The organism is Pseudomonas sp. NFPP07, from assembly GCF_900115645.1.
Classification (GTDB): domain Bacteria; phylum Pseudomonadota; class Gammaproteobacteria; order Pseudomonadales; family Pseudomonadaceae; genus Aquipseudomonas; species Aquipseudomonas chlororaphis.
Map to the genome: position 1 here is coordinate 642,194 of NZ_FOXG01000001.1, position 24,661 is coordinate 666,854.

A 24,661-nucleotide genomic window follows, 5' to 3' on the forward strand; every position below is an offset into this window, starting at 1 on the left:
CTTAAATACTTTGTAGTAACGGGAAAATGAGCGGGTAATCAGCCTTCGATAACGGCGAGAATTTCGTTCTCAGCCATTACCAGCAGGTCTTCGCCGTCTACCTTCACAGTGTTGCTGCCGGAGTAAGGGCCGAACACAACCTTGTCACCCACTTTCACGGCCAGCGCACGTACTTCACCGTTTTCCAGAGCGCGGCCTGGACCTACAGCAAGAACTTCACCGGTGTTGGCTTTTTCAGCAGCCGAACCTGGCAGAACGATACCGCCAGCGGTTTTCTTCTCTTCTTCGCTGCGACGGATGACGACGCGGTCATGCAGAGGACGAAGCTTCATTGTCGATCTCTCCTAATTATGGTTTTCAGCGGCCGGTGTCGTTACCGGCGGGTTAACAAATCCGGCGTGGCCGGTTGCGGCTCGACGAGCGAGACGCGGAAGTCTGTCTGGTGTCGCCACCAGAAACCTTGCGGTGACCGATACATGTGGGCGCATATGCTTATTACAAGGGCTGCCCAGTGAAATTTTTTAGATTTTCAGTCGGGCAAAACGAACACGGCACCCGAAGGTGCCGTGTCGATCATTGAGAGACTCAGGAATCGCGGTGCTCGAACTCGCCTTCGATCACATTCGGCTCACGCCCCAGGGGGCGCTGCGGCGACGCGGGCCCGCCACGAGCGGCCTGCATGTCGTCGGCGAAGGCGCGCTGACGAATGGCCTGTTCTTCGGCGCGCTGGCGCATCTTGTTGGCCAGCAGACGACGAGTGATCGGCAACAGCATGAACAGGCCGAAGATGTCGCTGATGAAGCCAGGCAGGATCAACAGGCCGCCCGCCAGGGCCAGCATCAGGCCTTCGAGCATGGTCTGGGCCGGCAATTCGCCGCGGTTCAGGCTTTCACGGGCACGCAATGCCGTGGCCAGCCCCGCGACGCGCAGGACCAGCACACCCAGCATCGAACCCAGGATGATCAGCAGCAGCGCCGGGAAAAACCCGATCGCACCGCTGACTTTGACGAAGACGAACAGCTCTAGCACCGGGAACAGCAGAAAGAGCAACAGAAAAGGGCGCATCAAATGGTTTCCTCTACGGAAGAATGCCTTCCAGTAGACCCTAGATGACGTCGGCAATTCGTGAATTCAAGCCTCGGCCCCGGCATTTTTCGGCCATTGCTCGGCGTGAGCCAGAAAAACCAAGGCCTCGCGTACTTGTGTCGGCGTATTACAAGGGCTTGGGAACGGCAGCCAGTACAACCCCTGGCCGATCCGCAGGTGCATGCCTTCGGTATCGATGCCCACCAGTTGCGCCGCGGCAGTTTTCGGCAGGCCGGCCAGGTCCACGTAATGGGCGATCGCCTTGGCATGATCGCTGTTCATGTGCTCGACCATGCTCAGCTCGGCCTTGCCGGCGAACGGATTGGCCAGCGTCACCTGGTCGATCCAGTGGATCGCGCCAAAGCCGCCGATGTAGCGATGACGTACCGGCTTGAGCCGCCAGAAATCGAAATCGTGGGCCTTGTGGTAGTTCTGCGACTCAGGGAAATACCGGTAGTAACGTTCGGCGGCCGCCTCGATCGCCGCGGCGTCTTCGAGCTTTTCGGCTTCGGCCAGATAGGTCAGGCGCCCCACTGCCTGGACGTCCTCGGCTTCGCGTTCGCCCACCAGCAGCGAACACTTGGGATCCTTCTGCAGGTTATGGGTGTGCTGGGCAATGCGGCTGATCAGGATCAGCGGCAGCCCCTGCTCGTCCAGGCAATAAGGAACCACCGAGCCGAAGGGAAAACCCGGCATGGCCTTGGAGTGCGTCGACAGCACGCCACGGTATTCCTTGAGCAGTAATTCTCGTGCATGCTTCGCAGCTTCAACGCTCAATTTATGACTCCTTATATAGAATCCGTCTAAAACGGACGGGCGTCTGGAGCAAAGTTCCAGAGACGCCATCGGGCAATTCTCAATCTGCAGCCAGGCCATGCCCGACGCACAAGAGAGGCGCCTTGAAGGACACCACTCCAGTTCTGCTTTCGGAGCATGCGAATGCAACTCAATGACAAAGTAATCATTATCACCGGCGGTTGCCAGGGTCTGGGCCGCTCCATGGCGGAGTATTTCGCCGGCAAAGGCGCCAGGCTGGCGCTGGTCGACCTGAACCAGGAAAAGCTCGACCAGGCCGTTGCCGCCTGCCAGGCCGCGGGAGTCGAAGCCCGCGCCTACCTGTGCAACGTTGCCCATGAAGAGCAGGTGGAACACATGGTCGCCCAGGTCGCCGCAGACTTCGGCGCCATTCACGGCCTGATCAACAACGCCGGCATCCTGCGCGACGGCCTGCTGCTCAAGGTCAAGGACGGCGAGATGAGCAAGATGAGCCTGGCCCAGTGGCAGTCGGTGATCGACGTCAACCTGACCGGCGTGTTCCTCTGCACCCGCGAAGTCGCGGCGAAGATGGTCGAGCTGAAAACCAGTGGCGCGATCATCAACATCTCGTCGATTTCCCGCGCCGGCAATATCGGCCAGACCAACTACTCCGCGGCCAAGGCCGGGGTCGCCGCGGCGACCGTGACCTGGGCCAAGGAACTGGCGCGCTACGGCATCCGCGTGGCCGGCATCGCACCGGGCTTCATCGAAACCGAAATGACCCTGGGCATGAAACCCGAGGCCCTGGAAAGAATGACCTCCGGCATCCCGCTCAAGCGCATGGGCAAGCCGGAAGAAATCGCTCATTCGGCGGCCTACATCTTCGAGAACGACTATTACACTGGCCGGATTCTCGAGCTGGACGGCGGCCTGCGGATCTGAAACCCACCCATGAAATGCTCATAAAAAAGCCCGGTGCAGTGCACCGGGCTTTTTTGTTGGCCCAACCGGCTCAGTCGTCGCTGACGGTGATGTTCGGCATCGCCGGTGCCGCGGCTTCCTGCAACACGATGCGCGCGCCGACATGGCGGGCCAGTTCCTGATAGACCATGGCGATCTGGCTTTCCGGCTCGGCGATCACGGTCGGCTTGCCACCGTCGGCCTGCTCGCGAATCAGCATCGACAGCGGCAGCGAGGCCAGCAGCTCGACACCGTACTGGGTCGCCAGCTTCTCGCCACCGCCCTCGCCGAACAGATGCTCGGCGTGGCCGCAGTTGGAGCAGATATGCACGGCCATGTTTTCCACCACGCCCAGCACCGGGATGTTGACCTTGCGGAACATCTCCACGCCCTTGCGCGCGTCCAGCAACGCCAGGTCCTGCGGGGTGGTGACGATGACAGCACCGGCCACCGGGACCTTCTGCGCCAGGGTCAGCTGGATATCGCCGGTGCCCGGCGGCATGTCGATCACCAGGTAATCCAGGTCGCCCCAGGCGGTCTGGGTCACCAGTTGCAGCAGGGCGCCGGAGACCATCGGCCCGCGCCAGACCATCGGCGTGTTGTCGTCGGTCAGGAAGGCCATGGACATGACCTCGACGCCGTGGGACTTGATCGGCACGAACCATTTCTGGTCCTTGACCTGCGGCCGGGTGCCCTCGGCGATGCCGAACATGATGCCCTGGCTAGGGCCATAGATGTCCGCATCGAGAATCCCCACCTTGGCGCCTTCGCGGGCCAGGGCCAGGGCCAGGTTGGCCGCGGTGGTGGACTTGCCCACGCCGCCCTTGCCGGATGCCACCGCCACCACGTTCTTGACGTTGGCCAGGCCGGGAATCTGCGCCTGGGCCTTGTGCGCGGCAATCACGCTGGTGACATTGACGCGAGCGATGACCACACCGTCCATGTTTTCGATGGCCAGCTTCAGCAACTGGGCCCAGCCGCTCTTGAACAGACCGGCGGCATAACCGATCTCCAGTTCGACACGCACCTCGTCGCCCTGGATGTCGATAGAACGGACACAACCGGCGCTGACCGGGTCCTGGTTCAGGTAGGGGTCGGTGTATTGGCGAAGAACGGCTTCCACCGCTGCGCGATTGACGGCGCTCATGGGCAACTCCGATAACAAGACGGGAAAATCAGGCGGCTATCCTACCTGTTCCGTGGCGTGGGCGGGATGCCAAAGCATCATATAGCACGCCCGCCGATGGCTACGACGGCCGTGGAAAACCGGGCTCACGGGGTGAAATATATTTCTCGGCGCTTTATAGTGGCCGACCTCCGTTTCATCAAGTAGCCGAGCCCCATGTCCGAGCCACGCAAGATCCTCGTCACCAGCGCCCTGCCCTATGCCAATGGTTCCATCCATCTTGGCCATATGCTTGAGTACATCCAGACCGATATGTGGGTGCGCTTCCAGAAGCATCGCGGCAACCAATGCATCTATGTCTGCGCGGACGACGCTCACGGCTCGGCCATCATGCTGCGCGCGGAAAAGGAAGGCATCACCCCGGAACAACTGATCGCCAACGTCCAGGCCGAACACAGCGCCGACTTTGCCGACTTCCTGGTGGACTTCGACAATTTCCACTCGACCCACGCCGAAGAAAACCGTGAGCTGTCGAGCCAGATCTACCTGAAGCTGCGCGACGCCGGGCACATCGCCACGCGCTCGATCACCCAGTATTTCGACCCGGAAAAACAAATGTTCCTGGCCGACCGCTTCATCAAGGGCACCTGCCCGAAATGCGGCACCGAGGACCAGTACGGCGACAACTGCGAAAAATGCGGCGCCACCTACGCCCCTACCGATCTGAAGGATCCGAAGTCGGCGATTTCCGGCGCCACCCCGGTGCTCAAGGATTCCCAGCACTTCTTCTTCAAGCTGCCGGACTTCCAGCAGATGCTGCAGCAATGGACCCGCAGCGGCACCCTGCAGGACGCCGTGGCGAACAAGATCGCCGAATGGCTGGATGTCGGCCTGCAGCAGTGGGACATCTCCCGCGACGCACCGTATTTCGGCTTCGAGATCCCCGACGAGCCGGGCAAGTACTTCTACGTCTGGCTGGACGCGCCGATCGGCTACATGGCCAGCTTCAAGAACCTGTGCAACCGCACGCCGGAGCTGGACTTCGACACGTTCTGGGGCAAGGACTCGACCGCCGAGCTGTACCACTTCATCGGCAAGGACATCGTCAACTTCCACGCGCTGTTCTGGCCCGCCATGCTCGAAGGCGCCGGCTACCGCAAGCCGACCGGCATCAACGTGCACGGCTACCTGACCGTCAACGGCCAGAAGATGTCCAAGTCCCGCGGCACCTTCATCAAGGCCCGGACCTACCTCGACCACCTGTCGCCGGAATACCTGCGTTACTACTACGCGGCCAAGCTGGGCCGTGGCGTCGACGACCTGGACCTGAACCTCGAAGACTTCGTGCAGAAGGTCAACTCCGACCTGGTGGGCAAGGTGGTGAACATCGCCAGCCGTTGCGCCGGCTTCATCCACAAAGGCAATGCCGGCGTGCTGGTGGACCAGAATGCCGCGCCGGAGCTGACCGAGGCCTTCCTGGCGGCCGCGCCGAGCATCGCCGACGCTTATGAGGCCCGTGACTTCGCCCGCGCCATGCGTGAAATCATGGCCCTGGCCGACCGCGCCAACGCCTGGATCGCCGACAAGGCGCCGTGGTCGTTGAACAAGCAGGAAGGCAAGCAGGATGAAGTCCAGGCCATCTGCGCCACCGGCGTCAACCTGTTCCGCCAGCTGGTGATCTTCCTCAAGCCGGTGCTGCCGCTGCTGGCCGCCGACGCCGAGGCGTTCCTCAATGTCGCCCCGCTGACCTGGAACGACCACCAGCACCTGCTGAGCAACCACCAGCTGAACGCATTCAAGCCGCTGATGACGCGGATCGACCCCGTGAAAGTACAAGCCATGACCGACGCCTCGAAAGAAGACCTGACCGCCAGCCAGACCGACACCGGTGAAGCCAAGCCTGCGGGCAACGGCGAGCTGGCCAAGGATCCGCTGTCGCCGGAAATCGACTTCGACACTTTCGCCGCCGTCGATCTGCGCGTGGCGCTGATCGTCAAGGCCGAGCATGTGGAAGGCGCCGACAAGCTGCTGCGCCTGACCCTGGATATCGGCGACGAGCAACGCAACGTGTTCTCCGGGATCAAGAGCGCCTACCCGGATCCGTCCAAGCTCGACGGTCGCCTGACCATGATGATCGCCAACCTCAAGCCACGGAAAATGAAATTCGGCATTTCCGAAGGCATGGTGATGGCGGCCGGCCCCGGCGGCGAAGAGATCTACCTGCTGAGCCCGGACAGCGGCGCCAAGCCGGGCCAGCGGATCAAGTAACTCCGCCTGCTGGATCGATCCCCTCGTCGCGCCGCTGCGTGGCGGGGGGATTTTCATATCTGGATGGGCCTGCGCCCTTGCCGGATAATTGCCTAGTCTTCAGGTATCCGCCCGCCCTCACCGGCCACGAACATGACCGAGATTGTCCTCACGCTCATCAGTGCTGCCCTGATCAACAATTTCGTGTTGCAGTGGCCGCTGGGCGTCGATCCGCTGTTGCAGGCCAGTGCCGAACCGCAGGTTGCGCGGCGGCGGATCCATGCCCTGGGGATCGCCACCAGTTGCCTGATGCTGCTCTGCAGCCTGCTGGGCTACGGGCTTTATCAGGCGCTGCTGGTACCGCTGGGCCTGACCTCGCTGCAACTGTTCGTGTTCCTGCCGCTGGGCGTGCTGTTGATCGCCCCGCTGCTCAAGCTGCTGAGCCGGATGTTGCCCGGGCTGCCATTCGACGGCCTCTGGCCGCTGCTGCTGGGCAATGCCGGCGTGCTCGGCGCGTTGCTGCTGGCGGTCCAGGCCAATCGCGGACTCGGTCATAGCCTCGCCCTGGGCCTGGGCGCGGGCCTCGGTTTCTGGCTGGTGCTGAGTCTGTTCAGCGACCTGCGCCAGCGCATTTTCAACAACGATGTGCCCCTGCCCTTTCGCGGCCTGCCGATCGACCTGATCAGCGCCGGCCTGATGGCGGTGGCATTTCTCGGTTTCAACGGACTGCTCAACCCATGAGTCTGATTCAACGCATCGACGCCCTGCTGCCGCAGACCCAATGCGGCAAGTGTGGCCACCCCGGATGCAAGCCCTACGCCGAAGGCATCGCCAACGGCGAGGCGATCAACAAGTGCCCGCCCGGTGGCGACGAAACCATTGCCGGCCTGGCCAGGCTGCTGAAGATCCCGGTCGTGGAGCTGGACATCAGCCGCGGCCCGGCGCCGGCCCAGGTGGCCTTTATCCGCGAAGCCGAATGCATCGGCTGCACCAAGTGCATCCAGGCCTGCCCGGTGGATGCCATAGTCGGCGCGGCCAAGCAGATGCACACGGTGCTGATCGACGAATGCACCGGCTGCGATCTCTGCGTGGCGCCGTGCCCGGTGGACTGTATCGAGATGCATCCGCTGCCGCTGAATGATGTATTGCCGATCGTCGGCGGCCTGGCCACCGGTCTCGAAGAACTGCGCGCACGGACCGCCAAGCGCGATCACGCGCGCCAGCGCTTCGAGCGCCGCAACGCCCGGCTGCAACGCGAAGAACAGCACAAGCAGGCTGAACGTGCCGCCCGCGCGCAACGTGCGGCGCAGCCCAGTGAAACCAGCCCGGACCCGGTGCAGTCCGCCATTGAGCGGGTGCGCGCGCAAAAGGCGGCCGCCGCCGATGCCGCGGTGAAAAAAGCCAAGATCGATCTGGCGATGAGCCGGGCCCAGTTGAACAAATCGCTGAAAGCCTTCGGCCATCCGCCGACCTTCGAGCAACAGTCGCAACTGATCGTCCTGCAGCGCCAGTTCGAGGCCGCCGAGCAAGCGCTCGCGCAGCTGGAAGGCGCTGTCGAAACCACCGTCGAAACCCTGGCCTCAGCGCCCCCGGCCAAAGACGCCGAGCTCAAGCGCGCAAAAATCCAGCTGGCGATGCGCCGCGCGGAACTGAAAAAGGCCCAGGACAGCCAGGCGCCTGCCGAGCAACTGGCCAGTCTGCAGCAGGCCCTGAAAGACGCAGAACAGGCCTTGCACGCGACCGAAGAAGCCAGCGGGCAACCGGCGCCCAATCTGGTGCGAGTCGAAAAACGCCCGATCGACGCCCGCCTGCGGCAACTGAAAACCGAACTGGCTTACGCGCGGACAGAAGTCAGCAAGCTGGAGCGTCACAGCGACACCCCGCCGCCACTGCTGGCCAAGGCCCGCGAGCGACTGGCCGAAGCCGAGCGCCAGGTACAAGCCCATGACGCCCCTTGAGCAACCGGACGAACGCCTGCGACAAACCATGCAGCGTGTGCTTCTGGCGACCCTGCCGGGGCTGCTGGCGCTCTTCTGGCTGTTTGGCTGGGGGATTCTGATCAACCTGCTGCTGGCCTGTGCCACCGCCCTTGCCGTCGAAGCCGCGGTGCTGCGATTGCGCCAGTGGCCATTGCGTCCTTTCCTTGGCGATGGCAGCGCCCTGGTCAGCGCCACCCTGCTGGCCCTGGCCTTGCCGACTTATTGCCCGTGGTGGCTGACGGTCAGCGCGGCCACTTGTGCCTTGCTGTTCGGCAAGCACCTGTATGGTGGCGTCGGCAAGAATCCGTTTAACCCGGCAATGCTCGGTTATGCCCTGGTGCTGGTCTCTTTCCCCCAGCAGATGACTCATTGGCCGGCCTCCCATGGCCTGGACCTGCTGGGCGGCTTGCAGCAGATCTTCGACATAGCCCTCGACAGCACCGCGCCCGATGCCTGGGCCCAGGCCACGGCACTCGACAGCCTGCGCATCAACAAGAGCCTGACCATCGATGAACTGTTCGCCGGCAATGCCGCCTTCGGCCATTTCGGCGGCAAGGGCGTGGAATGGGTCAACCTGGCCTTTCTCGCCGGCGGCGCCTTTTTGCTGCAGCAACGGGTATTCAGCTGGCACGCCCCGGCCGGCATGCTCGGCAGCCTGTTCGTCATCAGCCTGCTGTGCTGGAACGGTTCCGGGTCGGACTCCCACGGCTCGCCGTTTTTCCACCTGCTGAGCGGCGCGACCATGCTTGGCGCCTTTTTTATCGTCACCGAGCCGGTCTCCGGCCCCAGGAACGCAAAGGCACGCCTGCTGTTCGGGGTCGGCGTCGGCCTGCTGACTTACCTGATCCGCACCTGGGGCGGTTACCCGGACGGTGTCGCCTTCGCCGTACTGCTGATGAACCTCGCCGTCCCCGCCCTGGAGCGCCTGGCGGCTCCGCCTCCCGAGCCTTCCCTGCCATGAACCGCGCAAGGAGCCTGGGAGTGTTGGCGCTGCTGGCGGCTGTCGGCGCCACTGGCACTTTCTTCGTCCATCAGACGACGGCTCCCCGCATCGAGCGCGAACAGCGCGCCATCCAGGCACGCAACCTGCTGGATCTCCTGCCCGTCGACAGCTACGACAATCAGCCGCTGGATCAGCCGCTGGCCATCGATAACATCCAGCTCAGCCACAGCACCCTGCTCGCCGGTTATCGCGCCACGCGCAACGACCAACCCAGCGCCGTGCTGCTGCACAGCCAGGTCAACGGTTATGGCGGCCCGATCGAGCTGCTGATCGGCGTCGCCGCCAACGGCAAACTGCTGGGCAGCAAGGCTCTGCGGCATTCGGAGACGCCCGGGCTGGGCGCGCGCATCGCCGAGCGCCCGAATGCCTGGCTGCAGGGCTTTATCGGCAAGTCACTGGGTGACCCGGGCGACGCCGGTTGGGCGCTGAAAAAAGACAATGGCCAATTCGACCAGATGGCCGGAGCCACCATCACCTCACGGGCGGTGGTCGAGGGGATTCACGACAGCCTGCGTTACTTCGACGAGCACCGCGAACAACTGCTGGGAAGTCCCGCCCATGAATAAATCCTCGACCCTGCAGAACGCCCTGATGCTCGCGCCGTTGATCGGCGCCAGCGACTCACTGGTCAAGGCCCTGGGGCTGGCCCTGGTATTTCTCTGTGTGAGCACAGTATTCGGCCTGTGCATGAATGCCCTGCGCCCACGCCTGGCTGGCCAGGGCCGCCTGGGCGCCAGTATCTTGCTCAGCGCCACGCTCACCAGCTGTGCCATGCTGGCCGCGCAGGCCTGGGCGTTCGAGCTGCAACAACAGTTGGCCCTCTACCTGGGCCTGATTGCCGTGCAATGCGTAGTGCTGGAGTACCAGGATTTTTTCCAGCGTCCCGTGCGCTTGCGTTTCGCCGGCCTGTTCTGCCTGCTGCTGGTTATCCTGGGCGCGCTGCGCGAAGCCTTCGGCAGTGGCACCCTCGGCAATCATCTGCAATGGCTGCTGGGGATGAACGACGTCGACTGGCCAGGCTGGGTTCTGACCGCCCAGGGCGGCTTGCACCTGCTTACACTCGCACCTGGCGGTTTTATCCTGCTGGGGCTGCTGCTGGCCGCCAGGCAAGCCTGGGTCGCTTCTTCGACCTCACACCGATCGCCTTCAAGGAAATGACTCACCCATGAATGCCGCAAAACGCCTGGAAATTTTCCGCAGGCTGCACGAAGACAATCCGGAACCGAAAACCGAACTGGCTTATTCGTCGCCCTTCGAGCTGCTGATTGCCGTGATCCTTTCGGCCCAGTCCACCGATGTCGGGGTCAACAAGGCGACGGCCAAGCTCTTCCCCGTGGCCAATACGCCGGCCGCCATCCATGCCCTGGGCGTCGAAGGCCTGTCCGAGTACATCAAGACCATCGGCTTGTACAACAGCAAGGCCAAAAACGTGATCGAGACCTGCCGCCTGCTGGTGGAACGGCACAACAGCGAAGTCCCGCAGACCCGGGAAGAGCTCGAAGCCCTGCCAGGCGTCGGCAGGAAGACCGCCAACGTGGTACTCAACACGGCTTTCCACCAACTGACCATGGCCGTCGATACGCACATCTTCCGGGTCAGCAACCGCACAGGGCTGGCCCCTGGAAAGAATGTCGTGGAGGTCGAAAAGAAACTGATGAAATTCGTGCCCAAGGAGTATCTCCTCGACTCCCATCACTGGCTGATCCTCCATGGCCGCTATGTGTGCCTGGCCCGCAAGCCGCGCTGCGGAAGCTGCCGGATCGAGGACCTGTGCGAATACAAGCACAAGACCTCTGACGATTGAGCAATCATTGATTTTGATGATAGGTCGATTGAAAAAATCTTTTTTACCAGTCCCGAGAATATCGATATAAGGAGCGCCAATGGCAGTCTTAGCCTGGAGTTAACCTTATGAGTACTGGCAAAGAACAACTGGACGTAGAAGACGACTTCACCCCTGTTGAAACAGAAGATGCGGAGCCTGTGGTAGAGGTGGCCAAGACCAACTTGAGCAAACGTCGGACCATCGACAACCTTCTGGAAGAGCGGCGCTTGCAAAAGCAACTGGCCGATTACGACTTTGATCTTTAGTAACAAAAAGCCTCCTTTGACGGAGGCTTTTTTGTTACACCAGCCAACATTCCAAGTCGCTTCTTTTCAAACCAGGCCATGCGCGGCTGAGGGATCCAACATCGCCGACAGACCGGCAGGCCCGCAACGCGATGAAAGCTCGCAACAGCCGCTGTTTTTTTCCTTCCGTGCCTTGTTGTAGCGCCTCAACCTTCATACCAGCTGATGGCGCTTGGCAAACTCGATCAGGTCCACCAGCGAGCGGGCGTTGAGTTTCCCCAACAGCCGCCTTTTGTAGGTGCTCACCGTTTTACTGCTCAAGCACAGGCCCTCGGCAATCTCCTTGTTGGTCTGCCCACCGGCGAGTTGCTTCAGGACCATCAACTCTCGACCCGACAGGCTGGACAACATCCCCTCCTCGCTGGCGATGCCCAGGCTCGAGCGCAGGGTATGCAAGGCTTCGTTGGGAAAATAACTGTAGCCGGCCAGGACGGCCCTGACGGCGCTGATCAATTCAGTGATGTCCTGCTGCTTGCACACATAACCCGCCGCACCAGCCTGCATGCAGCGCATGGAGAAAGGCCCAGGTACTTGCAGGCTCAATACCAGCACTTTGGTCGACATGGCTTTTGACGAAAGTCTGGCGATAACTTCCAGGCCATCGAGTTTGGGAATACCAATATCAAGAATAAGGATGTCTGGAACATGTTCATAAGACAGTTTCAGGGCATCCATGCCATTGTCCGCCTCGGCAACTACTTCAAAGCCGTGCCGTTCCATCAGCATGCGCACAGCCAGACGAGTGACGGGATGATCATCTACGATCAAAACTTTCTTCATGGGTAAGTCCAGAGTCCGCTATTGGTTTTTCAAGCAAACACCATAACCCAGTCATTTGGCCCGTGGCATGGCCATGCCCTTGGCCAGCATCGCCCCGAGAAGTTCCTTACAAACAATACGGATTTGCCCTACAAGGAAAAATTGAACGTCGCCCCCTATATATAACTACTCCTGACTTTCCTACATTTCGTATTGAAAAGAGCGGACTGAAAGATAGTCGAGATCCCATTGAAACAATGGTCAGTGGAAACTTTTAGTTATGGTCTCCAGACACCCGTTTGATCGATTAAAACATCAGGCATAAAAAAGCCCCGCTCATGGCGGGGCTCTTTTAAAACGACTCAAGGCATCAGAACAGAGTCCGACCCTTGTTGGCCGCAATACGCATGCGCAGGGCATTGAGCTTGATGAAACCAGCCGCATCCGCCTGGTTGTAGGCGCCGCCGTCTTCTTCGAAGGTCGCAATGTTGGCATCGAACAGCGACTCATCGGACTTGCGACCGGTGACGATCACATTGCCCTTGTACAGCTTCAGGCGAACCACGCCGTTCACGTGGGCCTGGGAGGCGTCGATCATCTGTTGCAGCATCAGACGCTCAGGGCTCCACCAGTAGCCGGTGTAGATCAGGCTGGCGTACTTGGGCATCAGCTCGTCTTTCAGGTGAGCGACTTCACGATCCAGGGTGATCGATTCGATCGCCCGGTGAGCGCGCAGCATGATGGTGCCACCAGGGGTTTCGTAGCAGCCGCGGGACTTCATGCCGACATAGCGGTTTTCCACGATGTCCAGACGACCGATGCCGTTTTCACCGCCGATGCGGTTCAGGGTCGCCAGCACAGTGGCCGGGGTCATCTCGACGCCGTCGATCGCCACGATGTCGCCGTTGCGATAGGTCAGCTCGATGTAGGTCGGGGTGTTGGGAGCCTTCTCCGGGGAGACGGTCCAGCGCCACATGTCTTCTTCGTGCTCGGTCCAGGTGTCTTCCAGCACGCCGCCTTCATAGGAGATGTGCAGCAGGTTGGCATCCATCGAGTACGGGGATTTCTTCTTGCCGTGACGCTCGATCGGGATCGCGTGCTTCTCGGCATAGTCCATCAGCTTCTCGCGGGACAGCAGGTCCCACTCACGCCAGGGAGCGATCACTTTCACCCCTGGTTTCAAGGCGTAGGCGCCCAGTTCGAAACGAACCTGGTCGTTGCCCTTGCCGGTAGCGCCGTGGGAAATGGCGTCGGCACCGGTTTCGTTGGCGATCTCGATCAGGCGCTTGGCGATCAACGGACGAGCGATGGAGGTACCCAGCAGGTACTCACCTTCGTAAACGGTGTTGGCGCGGAACATCGGGAAAACGAAATCGCGCACGAACTCTTCGCGCAGATCGTCGATGTAGATCTCTTTCACGCCCATGGCTTGCGCCTTGGCACGTGCAGGTTCGACCTCTTCGCCCTGACCCAGGTCAGCGGTGAACGTCACCACTTCACAGTTATAAGTATCCTGCAGCCACTTGAGGATCACCGAAGTGTCCAGGCCGCCGGAATACGCCAGAACGACCTTGTTTACGTCCGCCATGCCATCACTCCACGGGGTTCTACGGAAAGCCGTCAAGTCTACCGATCAACGCGGATAATTTACAGAGGCGCGACAGCTTATGACGACGAAGCGACAGATTATGTCGAGCGGGCGACGACAGCCGTTTCAGGACGTCGCCGCGGCGTTGGCGGGGGCAGCGGCCTGGGGCGCCGGTTTTTCTGCGACCGGGACACGCTGCAGCTGTACGTTGACCCGACGATTCTTCGCCCGGTTCGCCGCGTTGGTGTTGGGCGCCAACGGGTAGCGCTCACCGTGGAAACGCATCTCGATCTGCGACTCGGGAATGCCATTGGCCTTGAAGAACTCCATCACCGCCAGCGCCCGGCGCCGCGACAGGTCACGGTTGGTCAAGCGGTTGCCGCTGTTGTCCGAGTGGCCATCGAGCTGGATGTGATTGACCGTCGGATCGGCCTTGAGAAACTCGAGCATCACCTGCAGCCTGGCCTTGGCTTTGGCGTCCAGGTCGATGCCGCCGCCGGGGAAGCCGACCTCGGATTGCCTGACCTGATCGAAGTTCTGCGGCAGCAACTTGGCGACACAGCGTTGGTAGTCGCCATACGCCTTGCTGAACTTGACCGGCAACAAGCGCACCTCGGACACCCCACCCTCGCGGGAGTAGTGGCGAACCACCGGGCTGCGCCCATCCATCAATCCACCGATCAGTCGCCCGGCCTGCAGTTGCGAACTGTTGAACAGCACATCGCCGCTGCCGAGCCGTACCGACCCCAGGTTGATGTCGCCCCGCCCCGGCTGCCACGGCGCGGCCGCCGCGAGCAGCGTGGCCGAACCGCCAGCGAGCATCGGGTTGTAGGCCTTGAGGCGAAAGGTCGCCTGCTCGCCGGCGCGACGCACGAACTCCCCGGAACCGAAATCGGTGATCGGCTGGCTCAGACGGCACTCGAATTTATCGCCTTCGACCGTCCACTCAATGCTCTCCAGACGGGTCTGGAAAGTCAGCGCCATCGCGGGAAGGCTGGCGAACACACTGAGCAAGGCTAGATAACGCTGGCGCACGGGAGGCTCCACTGACTTGTACATCACGAAAATCGAAATGCCTGTTTATGGCATACCTTCGGGATATCGGAAGCTTCACGCAAAACTTGATAGCGAGTGCCTGGAAGAGTCTTTTCCGGTAGCATTCACTGGAGTTTGACCCGCCTGGAATCCCCAATGTCCGACCGCCTGACCCTGCTGCGTCCCGACGACTGGCATATTCATCTTCGCGATGGTGCCGTGTTGACCAATACTGTCGCGGATGTCGCGCGCACCTTTGGCCGCGCCATCATCATGCCTAACCTGGTACCTCCAGTGCGCAACGCCGCTGAAGCCGATGCCTATCGCCAGCGCATTCTCGCTGCGCGGCCGGCCGGCAGCCGCTTCGAGCCGCTGATGGTGCTCTACCTTACCGATCGCACCCAGCCCGAAGAAATTCGCGCGGCCAAGGCCAGTGGTTTCGTCCATGCCGCCAAGCTCTACCCGGCCGGTGCGACCACCAACTCGGACTCGGGCGTCACCAGCATCGACAAGATCTTCCCGGCGCTGGAGGCCATGGCCGAAGTCGGCCTGCCGCTGCTGATCCACGGTGAAGTCACCCGCGGTGAAGTCGACGTGTTCGACCGCGAGAAGCTGTTCATCGACGAGCACATGCGCCGTGTCGTCGAGCGCTTCCCGACGCTCAAGGTGGTGTTCGAACACATCACCACCCGTGACGCCGTGCAGTTCGTCAATGAGGCCTCGGCCAACGTTGGCGCGACCATCACCGCCCATCACCTGCTGTACAACCGCAACCACATGCTGGTTGGCGGCATTCGCCCGCACTTCTATTGCCTGCCGATTCTCAAGCGCAACGTGCACCAGGAAGCGCTGCTCGACGCCGCCGCCAGCGGCAGCCAGAAGTTCTTCCTCGGCACCGATTCCGCGCCCCACGCCCAGCATGCCAAAGAAGCGGCCTGTGGCTGTGCCGGCTGCTACACCGCCTATGCCGCGATCGAGTTGTACGCCGAAGCCTTCGAACAGCGCAACGCGCTGGACAAGCTGGAAGCCTTCGCCAGCCTCAACGGCCCACGCTTCTACGGCCTGCCGGCCAACACCGATCGCATCACCCTGGTTCGTGAAGAATGGACCGCCCCTGCCAGCCTGCCTTTCGGCGAGCTGACCGTCATCCCGCTGCGCGCCGGTGAAAAAATGCGCTGGCGCCTGCTGGAGGAACACGCGTGAGTGAAGACCATTTCGACGACGAGCAGGACGGTCACAACGGTGGTGGCTCGCGTCATCCAATGGCGGCACGCTTTCGTGGTTACCTGCCGGTAGTCGTCGACGTTGAAACCGGTGGTTTCAACTCGGCCACCGACGCCTTGCTGGAAATTGCCGCGACCATCATCGGCATGGACGAAAAGGGCTTCGTGTTCCCCGAGCACACCCTGTTTTTCCGGGTAGAGCCTTTCGAAGGCGCCAACATCGAAGCCGCGGCGCTGGAGTTCACCGGGATCAAGCTCGACCATCCGCTGCGCATGGCCGTCAGCGAAGAAACCGCGCTGAACGATATCTTCCGCAGCGTGCGCAAAGCGCTGAAGGCCAACGGCTGCAAGCGCGCGATCCTGGTCGGGCACAACAGCAGCTTCGACCTGGGCTTCCTCAACGCGGCTGTCGCGCGCCTGGACATGAAGCGCAACCCGTTTCATCCGTTCTCCAGCTTCGACACCGCGACGCTTGCCGGCCTGGCTTATGGCCAAACCGTGCTGGCCAAGGCGTGCCAGGCTGCCGATATCGATTTCGATGGCCGTGAGGCGCATTCCGCCCGCTACGACACCGAGAAGACTGCCGACCTGTTCTGCGGCATCGTCAATCGCTGGAAGGAAATGGGTGGCTGGCAAGACTTCAACGACTGATACCGTCGCTGAACGACCGCGCATAAAAAAACCGGCCCTGGGGCCGGTTTTTTTATGCGTGAAGCGCGGCTTACAGCTTGCCGGCGTTCTCGCTCAGGTAAGCAGCAACGCCTTCTGGCGAAGCGGTCATACCCTTGTCGCCTTTCTTCCAGTTGGCCGGGCAGACTTCGCCGTGCTCTTCGTGGAACTGCAGAGCGTCGACCAGACGGATCAGCTCTTCCATGTTACGGCCCAGCGGCAGGTCGTTGACGATCTGCGAACGAACGACACCTTTGTCGTCGATCAGGAACGCGCCACGGAAAGCCACGCCGCCTTCGGACTCAACGTCGTAGGCCTTGGCGATGTCGTGCTTCATGTCGGCAGCCATGATGTACTGGACCTGACCGATGCCACCGGCATTGATCGGGGTGTTGCGCCAGGCGTTGTGGGTGAAGTGCGAGTCGATCGAAACCGCGATCACTTCAACGTTGCGTGCCTTGAAGTCAGCCATGCGGTGGTCCAGGGCGATCAGCTCGGACGGGCAGACGAAGGTGAAGTCCAACGGGTAGAAGAACACCAGGCCGTATTTGCCTTTGATGGCCGAGGACAGGGTGAAGCTATCGACGATTTCGCCATTGCCGAGAACGGCGGGAACGGTGAAGTCAGGGGCTTGTTTGCCTACGAGTACGCTCATTGGATATCTCCTGGTGTGATCGAATGAAGAATGAGATCCAGCCCAGTGTGCCGCCGCCAAGCGACAGCCCTGTGACTCGATCCCGCTTCGTAAGGACCGCACATCATACACCGCGTTTTTGAGCTGTCCTTAGTGGTTTTTCCATCTCCCGGGCTCAGGCCGCAAAAAAGCCGCCCTGCTGGACAGCTCGTCACCCGTGCTAGAAAAAACCGTTCGTCTGCCAGATACGCATCTGGCAAAAAGCCCCAGGAAACCACTTTGACAATCATTCTCGTTAACATTAAGATCCGTCGCATTGAGCCATAACCAACGACGGTTCTCACCTTATGTATGTCTGCCTTTGCACTGGCGTCACCGACGGACAAATCCGCGATGCAATCTACGACGGTTGCTGCAGCTATCGTGAAGTACGCCAAGCGACCGGCGTGGCCAGTCAATGTGGCAAATGTGCCTGCCTCGCCAAGCAGGTGGTACGTGAAACCCTGACCGAACTGCAAAGCAGCCAGCCAGCGATTCCTTACCCAGTAGAATTTAATGTTGCGTAATTAACACCATTTAAAAGAGCCGGACTTCATGTCCGGCTTTTTTATGCCTGTAATTCAATCGCTTAGCGTCAAAACGCGGAACACAAACATTCTTATTCCGATTAATTTTCATATATTATTCAATAACTTAGGTTTGACACTAATCATCGTGCGGCTCAGACTCTGCCTTATATACCGCTAATTACAGGGCAGGACCCCATCATGAAAGGCGACGTCACAGTCATCCAGCATCTCAACAAGATCCTTGCCAATGAACTGGTCGCGATCAATCAGTACTTCCTGCACGCACGCATGTATGAAGACTGGGGCCTGAACAAGCTGGGCAAGCACGAATACCACGAGTCCATCGACGAGATGAAGCATGCGGACAAGCTGATCAAGCGCATCCTCTTCCTCGAAGGCCTGCCGAACGTCCAGGACCTGGGCAAGCTGCACATCGGCGAACACACCAAGGAAATGCTCGAGTGCGACCTGCGCATCGAGCGTACCGGCCACGCCGACCTGAAAGCCGCCATCGCCCATTGCGAATCGGTCGGCGACTTCGGTAGCCGCGAGCTGCTGGAAGACATCCTGGAATCGGAAGAAGAACATATCGACTGGCTGGAAACCCAACTGGGCCTGATCGATAAAGTCGGCCTGGAGAACTACCTGCAATCGCAGATGGGCGACGAGTAATTCCCCTCAAGGTTCAGCCCATAAAAAAGCCCCGCCTCTCTTCACGAGGGCGGGGCTTTTTAATTGCGTGGATAAATCCACACAACCCGGCAAGAGCGAACTTGTCGCTCCTGCCGAGGGCGAATCAGGCTTCGGTCTTGGCAGCGGCTTTTTCAGCGGCAGCCTTGATCAGGGTCTGCAACTCACCATTGGCGAACATCTCAGCCATGATGTCGCTGCCACCGACCAGCTCGCCGGCTACCCACAGTTGCGGGAAAGTAGGCCAGTTGGCGTATTTAGGCAGGTTGGCGCGGATTTCCGGGTTCTGCAGGATGTCCACGTAAGCGAACTTCTCACCACACCCCATCACGGCCTGAGCGGCTTTCGCGGAGAAGCCACACTGCGGGGCATTCGGCGAGCCTTTCATGTAAAGCAGAATGGTGTTGTTGGCAATCTGCTCTTTAATAGTTTCGATGATATCCATGGAGCACCTCGGCTGAACTTTCCGACTCTGTTGTCGACACGGTGGCGCATTGTAACGGAAAGCCGAGCGCCATGCTCGGCCTCTCCGACAGACTCCTCAGGCCGCCTCCACCTTCACCGGCACGCCATTGAGCGCCGCATTGCCCGATAGCTCGTCCAGCTGACGCTCGTCGGTCAGGTCATTGGCACTCGACCCGGGTTGGGCCATGGCGATGCTCATCTGCACCCCCGGCCGACCATGCCCCCAGCCATGGGGCAGGCTGACCACCCCGGGCATCATCTCGCTGCTGGCGAGGACTTCCACCTCGATCGCCCCGACCCGCGAACTGACCCGCACGCGCTGTCCGTCAGTCAGTCCTCGCCGGGCCAGATCATCGGGATTCATCAGCAACTGATGCCGTGGCTTGCCCTTCACCAACCGATGGTAGTTGTGCATCCACGAATTATTGCTGCGCACATGGCGCCGGCCGATCATCACCAACTCATCCGCGGCCGGAGCCTGCAACGCGGCAAAGCGCTCGAGGTCCGCCATGATCGCCGCGGGAGCGGCCTGTACCCGGCGGTTCTCGGTTTTCAGGCGCGCTGCCAGGTTGGGCTTGAGCGGCCCCAGATCGATCCCGTGAGGGTGATCGGCCAGCGTCGCCACCGACAGATTGAATCCGGACGCCTCGCCATACCGCCCTGCGCGCAGCCCCCTGTCGATCATCTGCGCCGGCGGCACGGTCGGCTTGAGCTCCTTCCCGGTCCGCGCGGCGAAGGCCCTGGCCAGGCCGACGAAGATTTCCCAGTCATGCAGCGCGCCTTCCGGCTTGGGCAGGATCGCCCGGTTGAAACGGCTGACATTGCGCACCGCGAACATATTGAACGTGGTGTCGTAGTGATCGTTCTCCAGGGCCGAGGTCGATGGCAGGATCAGGTCCGCATAACGAGTGGTTTCGTTGATGTACAGGTCGATACTGAGCATGAACTCCAGGCCATCCAGCGCCTGCTCCAGCTGCCGTCCGTTGGGTGTGGACAGCACCGGATTGCCGGCCACCGTGATCAGCGCCCGTACCTGACCTTCGCCTGCGGTCAGCATTTCTTCGGCCAGGGCCGAGACCGGTAGTTCGCCACCATATTCAGGGCGTCCGGAAACCCGGCTTTGCCAGGTATTGAAGTGCCCGCCCGAAGTCGCCGCCACCAGATCCACCGCCGGCTCGGTGCACAGGGCGCCGCCGACCCGGTCCAGGTTGCCGGTCACCAGGTTGAGCAGTTGCACCAGCCAATGGCAGAGGGTTCCGAACGACTGGGTGGACACGCCCATCCGGCCATAACACACCGCCCTGTCCGCCGCGGCGAAGTCGCGCGCTAACTGGCGGATCTGCTGCGCCGGCACCGAACACAAAGGACTCATGGCTTCGGCACTGAAACCGGAAATGGCCTCACGCACCTCGGCCAGGCCGTCCACCGGCAGATGGCTGTCACGCGTCAGCCCCTGCGCGAAAATCGTATGCAGCATGCCGAACAGCAGCGCCACATCACCGCCGGGACGGACAAACACATGCTGGTCGGCCATCACCGCCGTCTCGCTGCGCCGCGGGTCGACCACTACTACTTTGCCGCCTCGCGCCTGGATCGCCTTAAGGCGCTTCTCCACGTCCGGCACGGTCATGATGCTGCCGTTGGACGCCAGCGGGTTGCCGCCCAGGATCAGCATGAAATCGGTGTTATCGATATCAGGGATCGGCAGCAGCAACCCATGGCCATACATCAGGTAGCTGCTCAGGTGCTGCGGCAACTGGTCCACCGAGGTGGCGGAAAAGCGGTTCTGGGTTTTCAGCAGGCCGAGGAAATAGTTGCTGTGGGTCATCAACCCATAGTTGTGCACGCTGGGATTGCCCTGATAGACCGCCACCGCATGGTTGCCGTGCCGCTCCTGGATCGCCGCCAGGCGCTCGGCCACCAGTTTGAAGGCCTCGTCCCACTCGATCGCCTGCCAATCGCCGCCGACCCTGCGCATGGGCTGGCGCAGCCGATCCGGGTCGTTCTGGATGTCCTGCAGCGCCACCGCCTTGGGGCAGATATGGCCGCGGCTGAAACTGTCCTGGGCATCGCCCTTGATCGAGGTGATCTGCGGGCCGGCGCCGTCGACTTCAGTGGTTTCGATGGTCAAGCCGCAGATGGCTTCACACAGGTGGCAGGCACGGTGATGGAGAGTCTTGGTCATGGCCAGTCTCTATTTTATTCGGGGCGGCCAGCGTCAGGCCGCGGGAACAAAACTATGGTGCCAGACCGGCATCAGCACCAGAGACGTTCGTCTTGTGAATCGGCAAGCATCAAGCCAGCCGATGACTCAGTTGGAGGGCAGCCTCGGTGGATCGTCCTGCCGGGCGATCGGCGTCATGTCGTCCATCGGCGCCTCGCCGCCCTGCACCCCGCTGAATTCGGCAAGCAGCCGCCAATGCTCATCGAGATGGCTGCTGATGGTCAGCATGCGCTCGATCATCTGTCGCGCGGCGTTGCGCGTGGTGCCGTCCTCGCTGCGTAGCAACTCGAAGGACATCGAGGTGATCGATGCCGTCAGGTCGGTCAGGGTTCGCGTCGTCAACCCCAACAGTGTCTTCAATTGCTGTTCTTTCGAGTCCATTCCAAGCACTTCCCTGTTGCCGGTGCGCATTTATAACCCCAGCCCTTTGCCTTGGAAATATTTCCGGCTGACATCCGTCCTGGATGCAGTCGGCAAAGCTGCTGGACTCAGACTTCAGTCGAAGCGACCGATATCGCAGACTTGCCCGATAACACGGGCCGGGTTACCTACCACGACCGTGTTGGCCGCCACATCCCTGGTCACGACCGCCCCCGCGCCGACCATGGCATTTTCGCCAATAGTGATACCAGGAAGAATGGTGCAATTGGCCCCCAGCGATGCACCACGCTTGACCGTGGTACTCGGAAACTTCTCCGGATAGACCTTGCTGCGCGGGAAACAGTCGTTGGTGAACGTCGCATTAGGCCCGACGAAGACATCATCCTCAAGGGTGATACCGTCCCAGATTTGCACACCGCACTTGATAGTGACCCGATCACCGATCGTCACCTCGTTCTCGATGAACACGTGGTCACAGACATTGCATTCGCGACCGATCAGGGCTTTGGGCAGGATATGAGAAAACGCCCAGACACGCGTCCCCGCGCCGATTGTCTCGGACTCACACAGGGCATTGGCGTGCACGAAATAGTCTTTACCTGCTTCCAAGGCTTGCACTCACAGAGATATTGGCTCGCAAGTCTGCCTTATAGGCCGAACACCTTCCAGCAACAAACCGCTGCTCCCTATGCCGCTCGAATGATCGGCCAGGGAAAAGGAGGCCTCGCGCCAGCCATATGCCTGATAGCGGCATGCGCCACGAGGCGCGTTGCAAAGCGGCCAAGGCGCAGTGTACAAATGCTGCTGCGGACCTATGCAAAGTGGATTGACTCCACATCCGACTGGGCCCATCTGAACATGCTGTAAAACGTCACGAATGGCCCACTTTTTTGGCCCAGGCCACTCGCTGCAAGTGGTGAAAGCCTTAGAAACCAAGCCTGCTATTGGTAAGACGCGACATTTAATTATAAGATCGCGCCTTCCCCTATTTCGTCGCCCCGTGCGGCTTTCGCCGCAGGTCTCGCCCGTTTCTCGATAAAACAAGGCTTTGAGTATCTGCGGTCTGTTGCAAAAAGGTAGTTAATGATGAGCGCAAGGCACTTTCTCTCCCTGATGGATTGCACGCCCGAAGAGCTGGTCAGCGTGATTCGTCGAGGCATCGAGCTGAAGGACCTGCGTAACCGCGGCGTACTCTTCGAGCCCCTGAAAAACCGCGTTCTCGGGATGATTTTCGAGAAGTCGTCTACCCGCACCCGCCTGTCCTTCGAAGCCGGCATGATCCAGCTCGGCGGCCAGGCAATCTTCCTGTCCCCGCGCGACACCCAACTGGGTCGCGGCGAGCCGATCAGCGACTGCGCCATCGTCATGTCGCGCATGCTCGACGCGGTGATGATCCGTACCTTTGCCCACAGCACCCTGACCGAGTTCGCGGCCAACTCCCGCGTACCGGTGATCAACGGCCTGTCCGACGACCTGCACCCGTGCCAGTTGCTGGCCGACATGCAAACCTTCCTCGAACACCGCGGTTCGATCCAGGGCAAGACCGTGGCCTGGATCGGCGACGGCAACAACATGTGCAACAGCTATATAGAAGCGGCGATCCAGTTCGACTTCCAACTGCGCATCGCCTGCCCTGAAGGCTACGACCCCAACCCTGAATTCGTCGCCCGCGCCGGCGACCGGGTGAGCATCGTGCGCGATCCGCAAGACGCGGTGATCGGCGCCCATCTGGTGAGCACCGATGTCTGGACCTCCATGGGCCAGGAAGAAGAAACCGCCCTGCGTCTCAAGCTGTTCGCGCCGTTCCAGGTCAATCGCGCGCTGCTCGACCTGGCCGCCGAAGACGTGCTGTTCATGCACTGCCTGCCCGCCCACCGCGGCGAAGAAATCAGCCTCGACCTGCTGGACGACCCGCGCTCCGTGGCGTGGGACCAGGCAGAAAACCGTCTCCACGCACAGAAGGCCCTGCTCGAGTTTCTGGTCGAGCCGGCGTACCACCACGCATGAGCCAGCCATTACTGCTTAACCTGCGCAATCTCGCCTGCGGCTACCAGGACCAACGGGTCGTGCAGAACCTCAACCTGCACCTCAACGCCGGCGATATCGGTTGCCTGCTCGGTTCCTCCGGCTGCGGCAAGACCACCACCCTGCGCGCGATTGCCGGTTTCGAGCCGGTGCACGAAGGTGAAATCCAGCTGGCCGGCGAAACCATCTCCAGCGCTGGCTTCACCCTGGCGCCGGAACGCCGGCGGATCGGCATGGTGTTCCAGGACTACGCCCTGTTCCCGCACCTGAGCGTGGCGGACAACATTGCCTTCGGCATCCGCAAGCACCCGCAGAAGAACCGGGTGGTCGAGGAGCTGCTGGAACTGGTCAACCTGAAGAACCTCGGCAAGCGCTTCCCTCATGAGCTGTCCGGCGGCCAGCAACAGCGCGTCGCACTGGCCCGGGCCCTGGCGCCGGAGCCGCAGTTGCTGCTGCTCGACGAACCCTTTTCCAACCTCGATGGCGAACTGCGGCGCAAGCTCAGCCACGAAGTGCGCGACATCCTCAAGGCGCGGGGCACCAGTGCGATCCTGGTGACCCACGACCAGGAAGAAGCCTTCGCCGTCAGTGATCATGTCGGGGTGTTCAAGGAAGGCCGCCTGGAGCAATGGGACACGCCGTACAACCTCTATCACGAACCGCTGACACCGTTCGTGGCGAGCTTTATCGGCCAGGGCTATTTCATTCGCGGCCAGCTGGACAGCCCGGAATCGGTGCAGACCGAACTCGGCGTACTGCGCGGCAACCGTGCCTACACCTGGCCCCCCGGCGGCGCGGTGGATGTACTGCTACGCCCGGACGACATCGTTTATGCACCGGACAGCGCCCTCAAGGCGCGGATCGTCGGCAAGAGTTTCCAGGGCGCGTCGACCCTGTACCGCCTGCAGCTGCCGACCGGCAGCCAGCTCGAGTCGATCTTCCCAAGCCATGCCGATCATCTGATAGGCGCTGACGTCGGAATCCGCGTCGCCGCCGAACACCTGGTACTGTTCCAGGCCTCCGGCAGCACCGCGGCGCAACTGCCACAGGCTGAATCGGGCGTTCGCCGCTACAGCAGCGCCCACTGATCCAGCGGATACCGCAGGCGCCGC

The 24,661-nt window shown here is 61.2% G+C and carries 27 protein-coding genes; 15 read left to right on the top strand and 12 right to left on the bottom strand.

Annotated elements, in window-relative coordinates:
• Positions 1–38 precede the first annotated feature (38 nt).
• The 3 genes from BM019_RS03030 to BM019_RS03040 all read right to left on the bottom strand — a co-directional run bounded on the left by BM019_RS03030 (position 39) and on the right by BM019_RS03040 (position 1,863).
• Positions 39–332 (bottom strand): co-chaperone GroES, encoded by a 294-nt coding sequence (locus BM019_RS03030; protein ID WP_007932704.1) that lies wholly within the window; start codon positions 330–332, stop codon positions 39–41.
• A gap of 253 nt (positions 333–585) precedes the next feature.
• Positions 586–1,065 (bottom strand): FxsA family protein, encoded by a 480-nt coding sequence (locus tag BM019_RS03035; protein WP_092417570.1) that lies wholly within the window; start codon positions 1,063–1,065, stop codon positions 586–588.
• A 66-nt stretch (positions 1,066–1,131) separates the two neighbouring features.
• Complete coding sequence (locus tag BM019_RS03040; protein ID WP_092417571.1) at positions 1,132–1,863, bottom strand: HugZ family pyridoxamine 5'-phosphate oxidase; 732 nt, start codon at positions 1,861–1,863, stop codon at positions 1,132–1,134.
• Positions 1,864–2,025: 162 nt separating this feature from the next.
• Here BM019_RS03040 and BM019_RS03045 point away from each other — a divergent pair, with 162 nt between their 5' ends.
• A complete protein-coding gene (locus BM019_RS03045; RefSeq protein ID WP_009045356.1) occupies positions 2,026–2,784 on the top strand; it encodes an SDR family oxidoreductase in 759 nt (252 codons plus the stop codon).
• A 70-nt stretch (positions 2,785–2,854) separates the two neighbouring features.
• On the opposite strand, the gene apbC is transcribed toward BM019_RS03045, so the two are convergent.
• Positions 2,855–3,949 (bottom strand): iron-sulfur cluster carrier protein ApbC, encoded by a 1,095-nt coding sequence (gene apbC / locus BM019_RS03050; protein ID WP_009045357.1) that lies wholly within the window; start codon positions 3,947–3,949, stop codon positions 2,855–2,857.
• Between the two features lie 195 nt (positions 3,950–4,144).
• Between apbC and metG the strand changes: the two genes are divergently transcribed.
• From metG to BM019_RS03090, 8 genes are all read left to right on the top strand, one after another.
• Positions 4,145–6,196: a methionine--tRNA ligase gene (gene metG / locus BM019_RS03055; RefSeq protein WP_092417572.1), complete on the top strand. Its 2,052-nt coding sequence runs from the start codon at positions 4,145–4,147 to the stop codon at positions 6,194–6,196.
• Positions 6,197–6,328: 132 nt separating this feature from the next.
• Entirely contained in the window at positions 6,329–6,916 is a 588-nt protein-coding gene (locus BM019_RS03060) for an Rnf-Nqr domain containing protein (RefSeq protein ID WP_092417573.1), read from the top strand.
• Entirely contained in the window at positions 6,913–8,133 is a 1,221-nt protein-coding gene (gene rsxB, locus BM019_RS03065) for an electron transport complex subunit RsxB (protein WP_092417574.1), read from the top strand. The genes BM019_RS03060 and rsxB overlap by 4 nt, the downstream gene beginning before the upstream one ends.
• Complete coding sequence (locus BM019_RS03070; RefSeq protein ID WP_092417575.1) at positions 8,120–9,115, top strand: RnfABCDGE type electron transport complex subunit D; 996 nt, start codon at positions 8,120–8,122, stop codon at positions 9,113–9,115. The genes rsxB and BM019_RS03070 overlap by 14 nt, the downstream gene beginning before the upstream one ends.
• Positions 9,112–9,723 (top strand): RnfABCDGE type electron transport complex subunit G, encoded by a 612-nt coding sequence (locus BM019_RS03075; RefSeq protein ID WP_092417576.1) that lies wholly within the window; start codon positions 9,112–9,114, stop codon positions 9,721–9,723. Before BM019_RS03070 ends, BM019_RS03075 begins: the two co-directional genes overlap by 4 nt.
• Positions 9,716–10,315, top strand: coding sequence for an Rnf-Nqr domain containing protein (locus BM019_RS03080; protein ID WP_092417577.1), 600 nt, complete (start codon positions 9,716–9,718; stop codon positions 10,313–10,315). The genes BM019_RS03075 and BM019_RS03080 overlap by 8 nt, the downstream gene beginning before the upstream one ends.
• 7 nt (positions 10,316–10,322) lie before the next feature.
• Positions 10,323–10,961 (top strand): endonuclease III, encoded by a 639-nt coding sequence (nth, locus tag BM019_RS03085; RefSeq protein ID WP_092417578.1) that lies wholly within the window; start codon positions 10,323–10,325, stop codon positions 10,959–10,961.
• Between the two features lie 107 nt (positions 10,962–11,068).
• On the top strand, positions 11,069–11,248 hold the full coding sequence (locus tag BM019_RS03090; RefSeq protein ID WP_007922443.1) for a PA3496 family putative envelope integrity protein: 180 nt from the start codon (positions 11,069–11,071) through the stop codon (positions 11,246–11,248).
• A 192-nt stretch (positions 11,249–11,440) separates the two neighbouring features.
• Here the strand turns inward: BM019_RS03090 and BM019_RS03095 are convergent, their stop codons facing one another.
• From BM019_RS03095 to BM019_RS03105, 3 genes are all read right to left on the bottom strand, one after another.
• Positions 11,441–12,067, bottom strand: a complete 627-nt coding sequence (locus BM019_RS03095; protein ID WP_007922442.1) for a response regulator transcription factor — start codon at positions 12,065–12,067, stop codon at positions 11,441–11,443.
• Between the two features lie 349 nt (positions 12,068–12,416).
• On the bottom strand, positions 12,417–13,634 hold the full coding sequence (locus tag BM019_RS03100) for an argininosuccinate synthase (protein ID WP_009045364.1): 1,218 nt from the start codon (positions 13,632–13,634) through the stop codon (positions 12,417–12,419).
• Positions 13,635–13,760: 126 nt separating this feature from the next.
• On the bottom strand, positions 13,761–14,669 hold the full coding sequence (locus BM019_RS03105; RefSeq protein WP_009045365.1) for a flagellar protein MotY: 909 nt from the start codon (positions 14,667–14,669) through the stop codon (positions 13,761–13,763).
• Between the two features lie 156 nt (positions 14,670–14,825).
• Here BM019_RS03105 and pyrC point away from each other — a divergent pair, with 156 nt between their 5' ends.
• Positions 14,826–15,872: a dihydroorotase gene (gene pyrC, locus BM019_RS03110; RefSeq protein ID WP_092417579.1), complete on the top strand. Its 1,047-nt coding sequence runs from the start codon at positions 14,826–14,828 to the stop codon at positions 15,870–15,872.
• A complete protein-coding gene (gene rnt / locus BM019_RS03115) occupies positions 15,869–16,543 on the top strand; it encodes a ribonuclease T (protein ID WP_007922434.1) in 675 nt (224 codons plus the stop codon). Before pyrC ends, rnt begins: the two co-directional genes overlap by 4 nt.
• Positions 16,544–16,613: 70 nt before the next feature.
• Here rnt and BM019_RS03120 read toward each other — a convergent pair whose 3' ends face one another.
• Entirely contained in the window at positions 16,614–17,216 is a 603-nt protein-coding gene (locus BM019_RS03120; RefSeq protein ID WP_007922432.1) for a peroxiredoxin, read from the bottom strand.
• Positions 17,217–17,542: 326 nt separating this feature from the next.
• Here BM019_RS03120 and BM019_RS03125 point away from each other — a divergent pair, with 326 nt between their 5' ends.
• Positions 17,543–17,761 (top strand): bacterioferritin-associated ferredoxin, encoded by a 219-nt coding sequence (locus BM019_RS03125; RefSeq protein WP_007922430.1) that lies wholly within the window; start codon positions 17,543–17,545, stop codon positions 17,759–17,761.
• Positions 17,762–17,962: 201 nt separating this feature from the next.
• Positions 17,963–18,436, top strand: a complete 474-nt coding sequence (gene bfr, locus BM019_RS03130; RefSeq protein ID WP_007922427.1) for a bacterioferritin — start codon at positions 17,963–17,965, stop codon at positions 18,434–18,436.
• A 124-nt stretch (positions 18,437–18,560) separates the two neighbouring features.
• Here the strand turns inward: bfr and grxD are convergent, their stop codons facing one another.
• The 4 genes from grxD to BM019_RS03150 form a co-directional block, all read right to left on the bottom strand.
• Positions 18,561–18,899 carry a Grx4 family monothiol glutaredoxin gene (gene grxD / locus BM019_RS03135; RefSeq protein ID WP_007922425.1) on the bottom strand — a complete coding sequence of 113 codons (339 nt, stop codon included), beginning with the start codon at positions 18,897–18,899 and terminating at the stop codon, positions 18,561–18,563.
• Positions 18,900–18,995: 96 nt separating this feature from the next.
• A complete protein-coding gene (locus BM019_RS03140; protein ID WP_092417580.1) occupies positions 18,996–21,104 on the bottom strand; it encodes a molybdopterin oxidoreductase family protein in 2,109 nt (702 codons plus the stop codon).
• 126 nt (positions 21,105–21,230) lie between these two features.
• The gene (locus tag BM019_RS03145) at positions 21,231–21,524 is read right to left on the bottom strand and encodes a hypothetical protein (protein ID WP_092417581.1); all 294 of its coding nucleotides are present in this window, start codon (positions 21,522–21,524) and stop codon (positions 21,231–21,233) included.
• A gap of 114 nt (positions 21,525–21,638) precedes the next feature.
• The gene (locus BM019_RS03150) at positions 21,639–22,133 is read right to left on the bottom strand and encodes an acyltransferase (protein WP_009045369.1); all 495 of its coding nucleotides are present in this window, start codon (positions 22,131–22,133) and stop codon (positions 21,639–21,641) included.
• Between the two features lie 477 nt (positions 22,134–22,610).
• Here BM019_RS03150 and argF point away from each other — a divergent pair, with 477 nt between their 5' ends.
• Both argF and BM019_RS03160 read left to right on the top strand, forming a co-directional pair.
• Positions 22,611–23,531: an ornithine carbamoyltransferase gene (argF, locus tag BM019_RS03155; RefSeq protein WP_009045370.1), complete on the top strand. Its 921-nt coding sequence runs from the start codon at positions 22,611–22,613 to the stop codon at positions 23,529–23,531.
• On the top strand, positions 23,528–24,637 hold the full coding sequence (locus BM019_RS03160; RefSeq protein WP_009045371.1) for an ABC transporter ATP-binding protein: 1,110 nt from the start codon (positions 23,528–23,530) through the stop codon (positions 24,635–24,637). The genes argF and BM019_RS03160 overlap by 4 nt, the downstream gene beginning before the upstream one ends.
• Positions 24,638–24,661: the final 24 nt, after the last annotated feature.

What these genes read in the sequence shown, in the direction of transcription:
- BM019_RS03030 (WP_007932704.1), bottom strand. Translation starts at nt 332, where the DNA reads ATGAAGCTTCGTCCTCTGCATGACCGCGTCGTCATCCGTCGCAGCGAA.
- BM019_RS03035 (WP_092417570.1), bottom strand. Translation starts at nt 1,065, where the DNA reads ATGCGCCCTTTTCTGTTGCTCTTTCTGCTGTTCCCGGTGCTAGAGCTG.
- BM019_RS03045 (WP_009045356.1), top strand. Translation starts at nt 2,026, where the DNA reads ATGCAACTCAATGACAAAGTAATCATTATCACCGGCGGTTGCCAGGGT.
- apbC (WP_009045357.1), bottom strand. Translation starts at nt 3,949, where the DNA reads ATGAGCGCCGTCAATCGCGCAGCGGTGGAAGCCGTTCTTCGCCAATAC.
- metG (WP_092417572.1), top strand. Translation starts at nt 4,145, where the DNA reads ATGTCCGAGCCACGCAAGATCCTCGTCACCAGCGCCCTGCCCTATGCC.
- BM019_RS03060 (WP_092417573.1), top strand. Translation starts at nt 6,329, where the DNA reads ATGACCGAGATTGTCCTCACGCTCATCAGTGCTGCCCTGATCAACAAT.
- rsxB (WP_092417574.1), top strand. Translation starts at nt 6,913, where the DNA reads ATGAGTCTGATTCAACGCATCGACGCCCTGCTGCCGCAGACCCAATGC.
- BM019_RS03070 (WP_092417575.1), top strand. Translation starts at nt 8,120, where the DNA reads ATGACGCCCCTTGAGCAACCGGACGAACGCCTGCGACAAACCATGCAG.
- BM019_RS03075 (WP_092417576.1), top strand. Translation starts at nt 9,112, where the DNA reads ATGAACCGCGCAAGGAGCCTGGGAGTGTTGGCGCTGCTGGCGGCTGTC.
- BM019_RS03080 (WP_092417577.1), top strand. Translation starts at nt 9,716, where the DNA reads ATGAATAAATCCTCGACCCTGCAGAACGCCCTGATGCTCGCGCCGTTG.
- nth (WP_092417578.1), top strand. Translation starts at nt 10,323, where the DNA reads ATGAATGCCGCAAAACGCCTGGAAATTTTCCGCAGGCTGCACGAAGAC.
- BM019_RS03090 (WP_007922443.1), top strand. Translation starts at nt 11,069, where the DNA reads ATGAGTACTGGCAAAGAACAACTGGACGTAGAAGACGACTTCACCCCT.
- BM019_RS03095 (WP_007922442.1), bottom strand. Translation starts at nt 12,067, where the DNA reads ATGAAGAAAGTTTTGATCGTAGATGATCATCCCGTCACTCGTCTGGCT.
- BM019_RS03100 (WP_009045364.1), bottom strand. Translation starts at nt 13,634, where the DNA reads ATGGCGGACGTAAACAAGGTCGTTCTGGCGTATTCCGGCGGCCTGGAC.
- pyrC (WP_092417579.1), top strand. Translation starts at nt 14,826, where the DNA reads ATGTCCGACCGCCTGACCCTGCTGCGTCCCGACGACTGGCATATTCAT.
- BM019_RS03120 (WP_007922432.1), bottom strand. Translation starts at nt 17,216, where the DNA reads ATGAGCGTACTCGTAGGCAAACAAGCCCCTGACTTCACCGTTCCCGCC.
- BM019_RS03125 (WP_007922430.1), top strand. Translation starts at nt 17,543, where the DNA reads ATGTATGTCTGCCTTTGCACTGGCGTCACCGACGGACAAATCCGCGAT.
- bfr (WP_007922427.1), top strand. Translation starts at nt 17,963, where the DNA reads ATGAAAGGCGACGTCACAGTCATCCAGCATCTCAACAAGATCCTTGCC.
- grxD (WP_007922425.1), bottom strand. Translation starts at nt 18,899, where the DNA reads ATGGATATCATCGAAACTATTAAAGAGCAGATTGCCAACAACACCATT.
- BM019_RS03140 (WP_092417580.1), bottom strand. Translation starts at nt 21,104, where the DNA reads ATGACCAAGACTCTCCATCACCGTGCCTGCCACCTGTGTGAAGCCATC.
- BM019_RS03145 (WP_092417581.1), bottom strand. Translation starts at nt 21,524, where the DNA reads ATGGACTCGAAAGAACAGCAATTGAAGACACTGTTGGGGTTGACGACG.
- argF (WP_009045370.1), top strand. Translation starts at nt 22,611, where the DNA reads ATGAGCGCAAGGCACTTTCTCTCCCTGATGGATTGCACGCCCGAAGAG.
- BM019_RS03160 (WP_009045371.1), top strand. Translation starts at nt 23,528, where the DNA reads ATGAGCCAGCCATTACTGCTTAACCTGCGCAATCTCGCCTGCGGCTAC.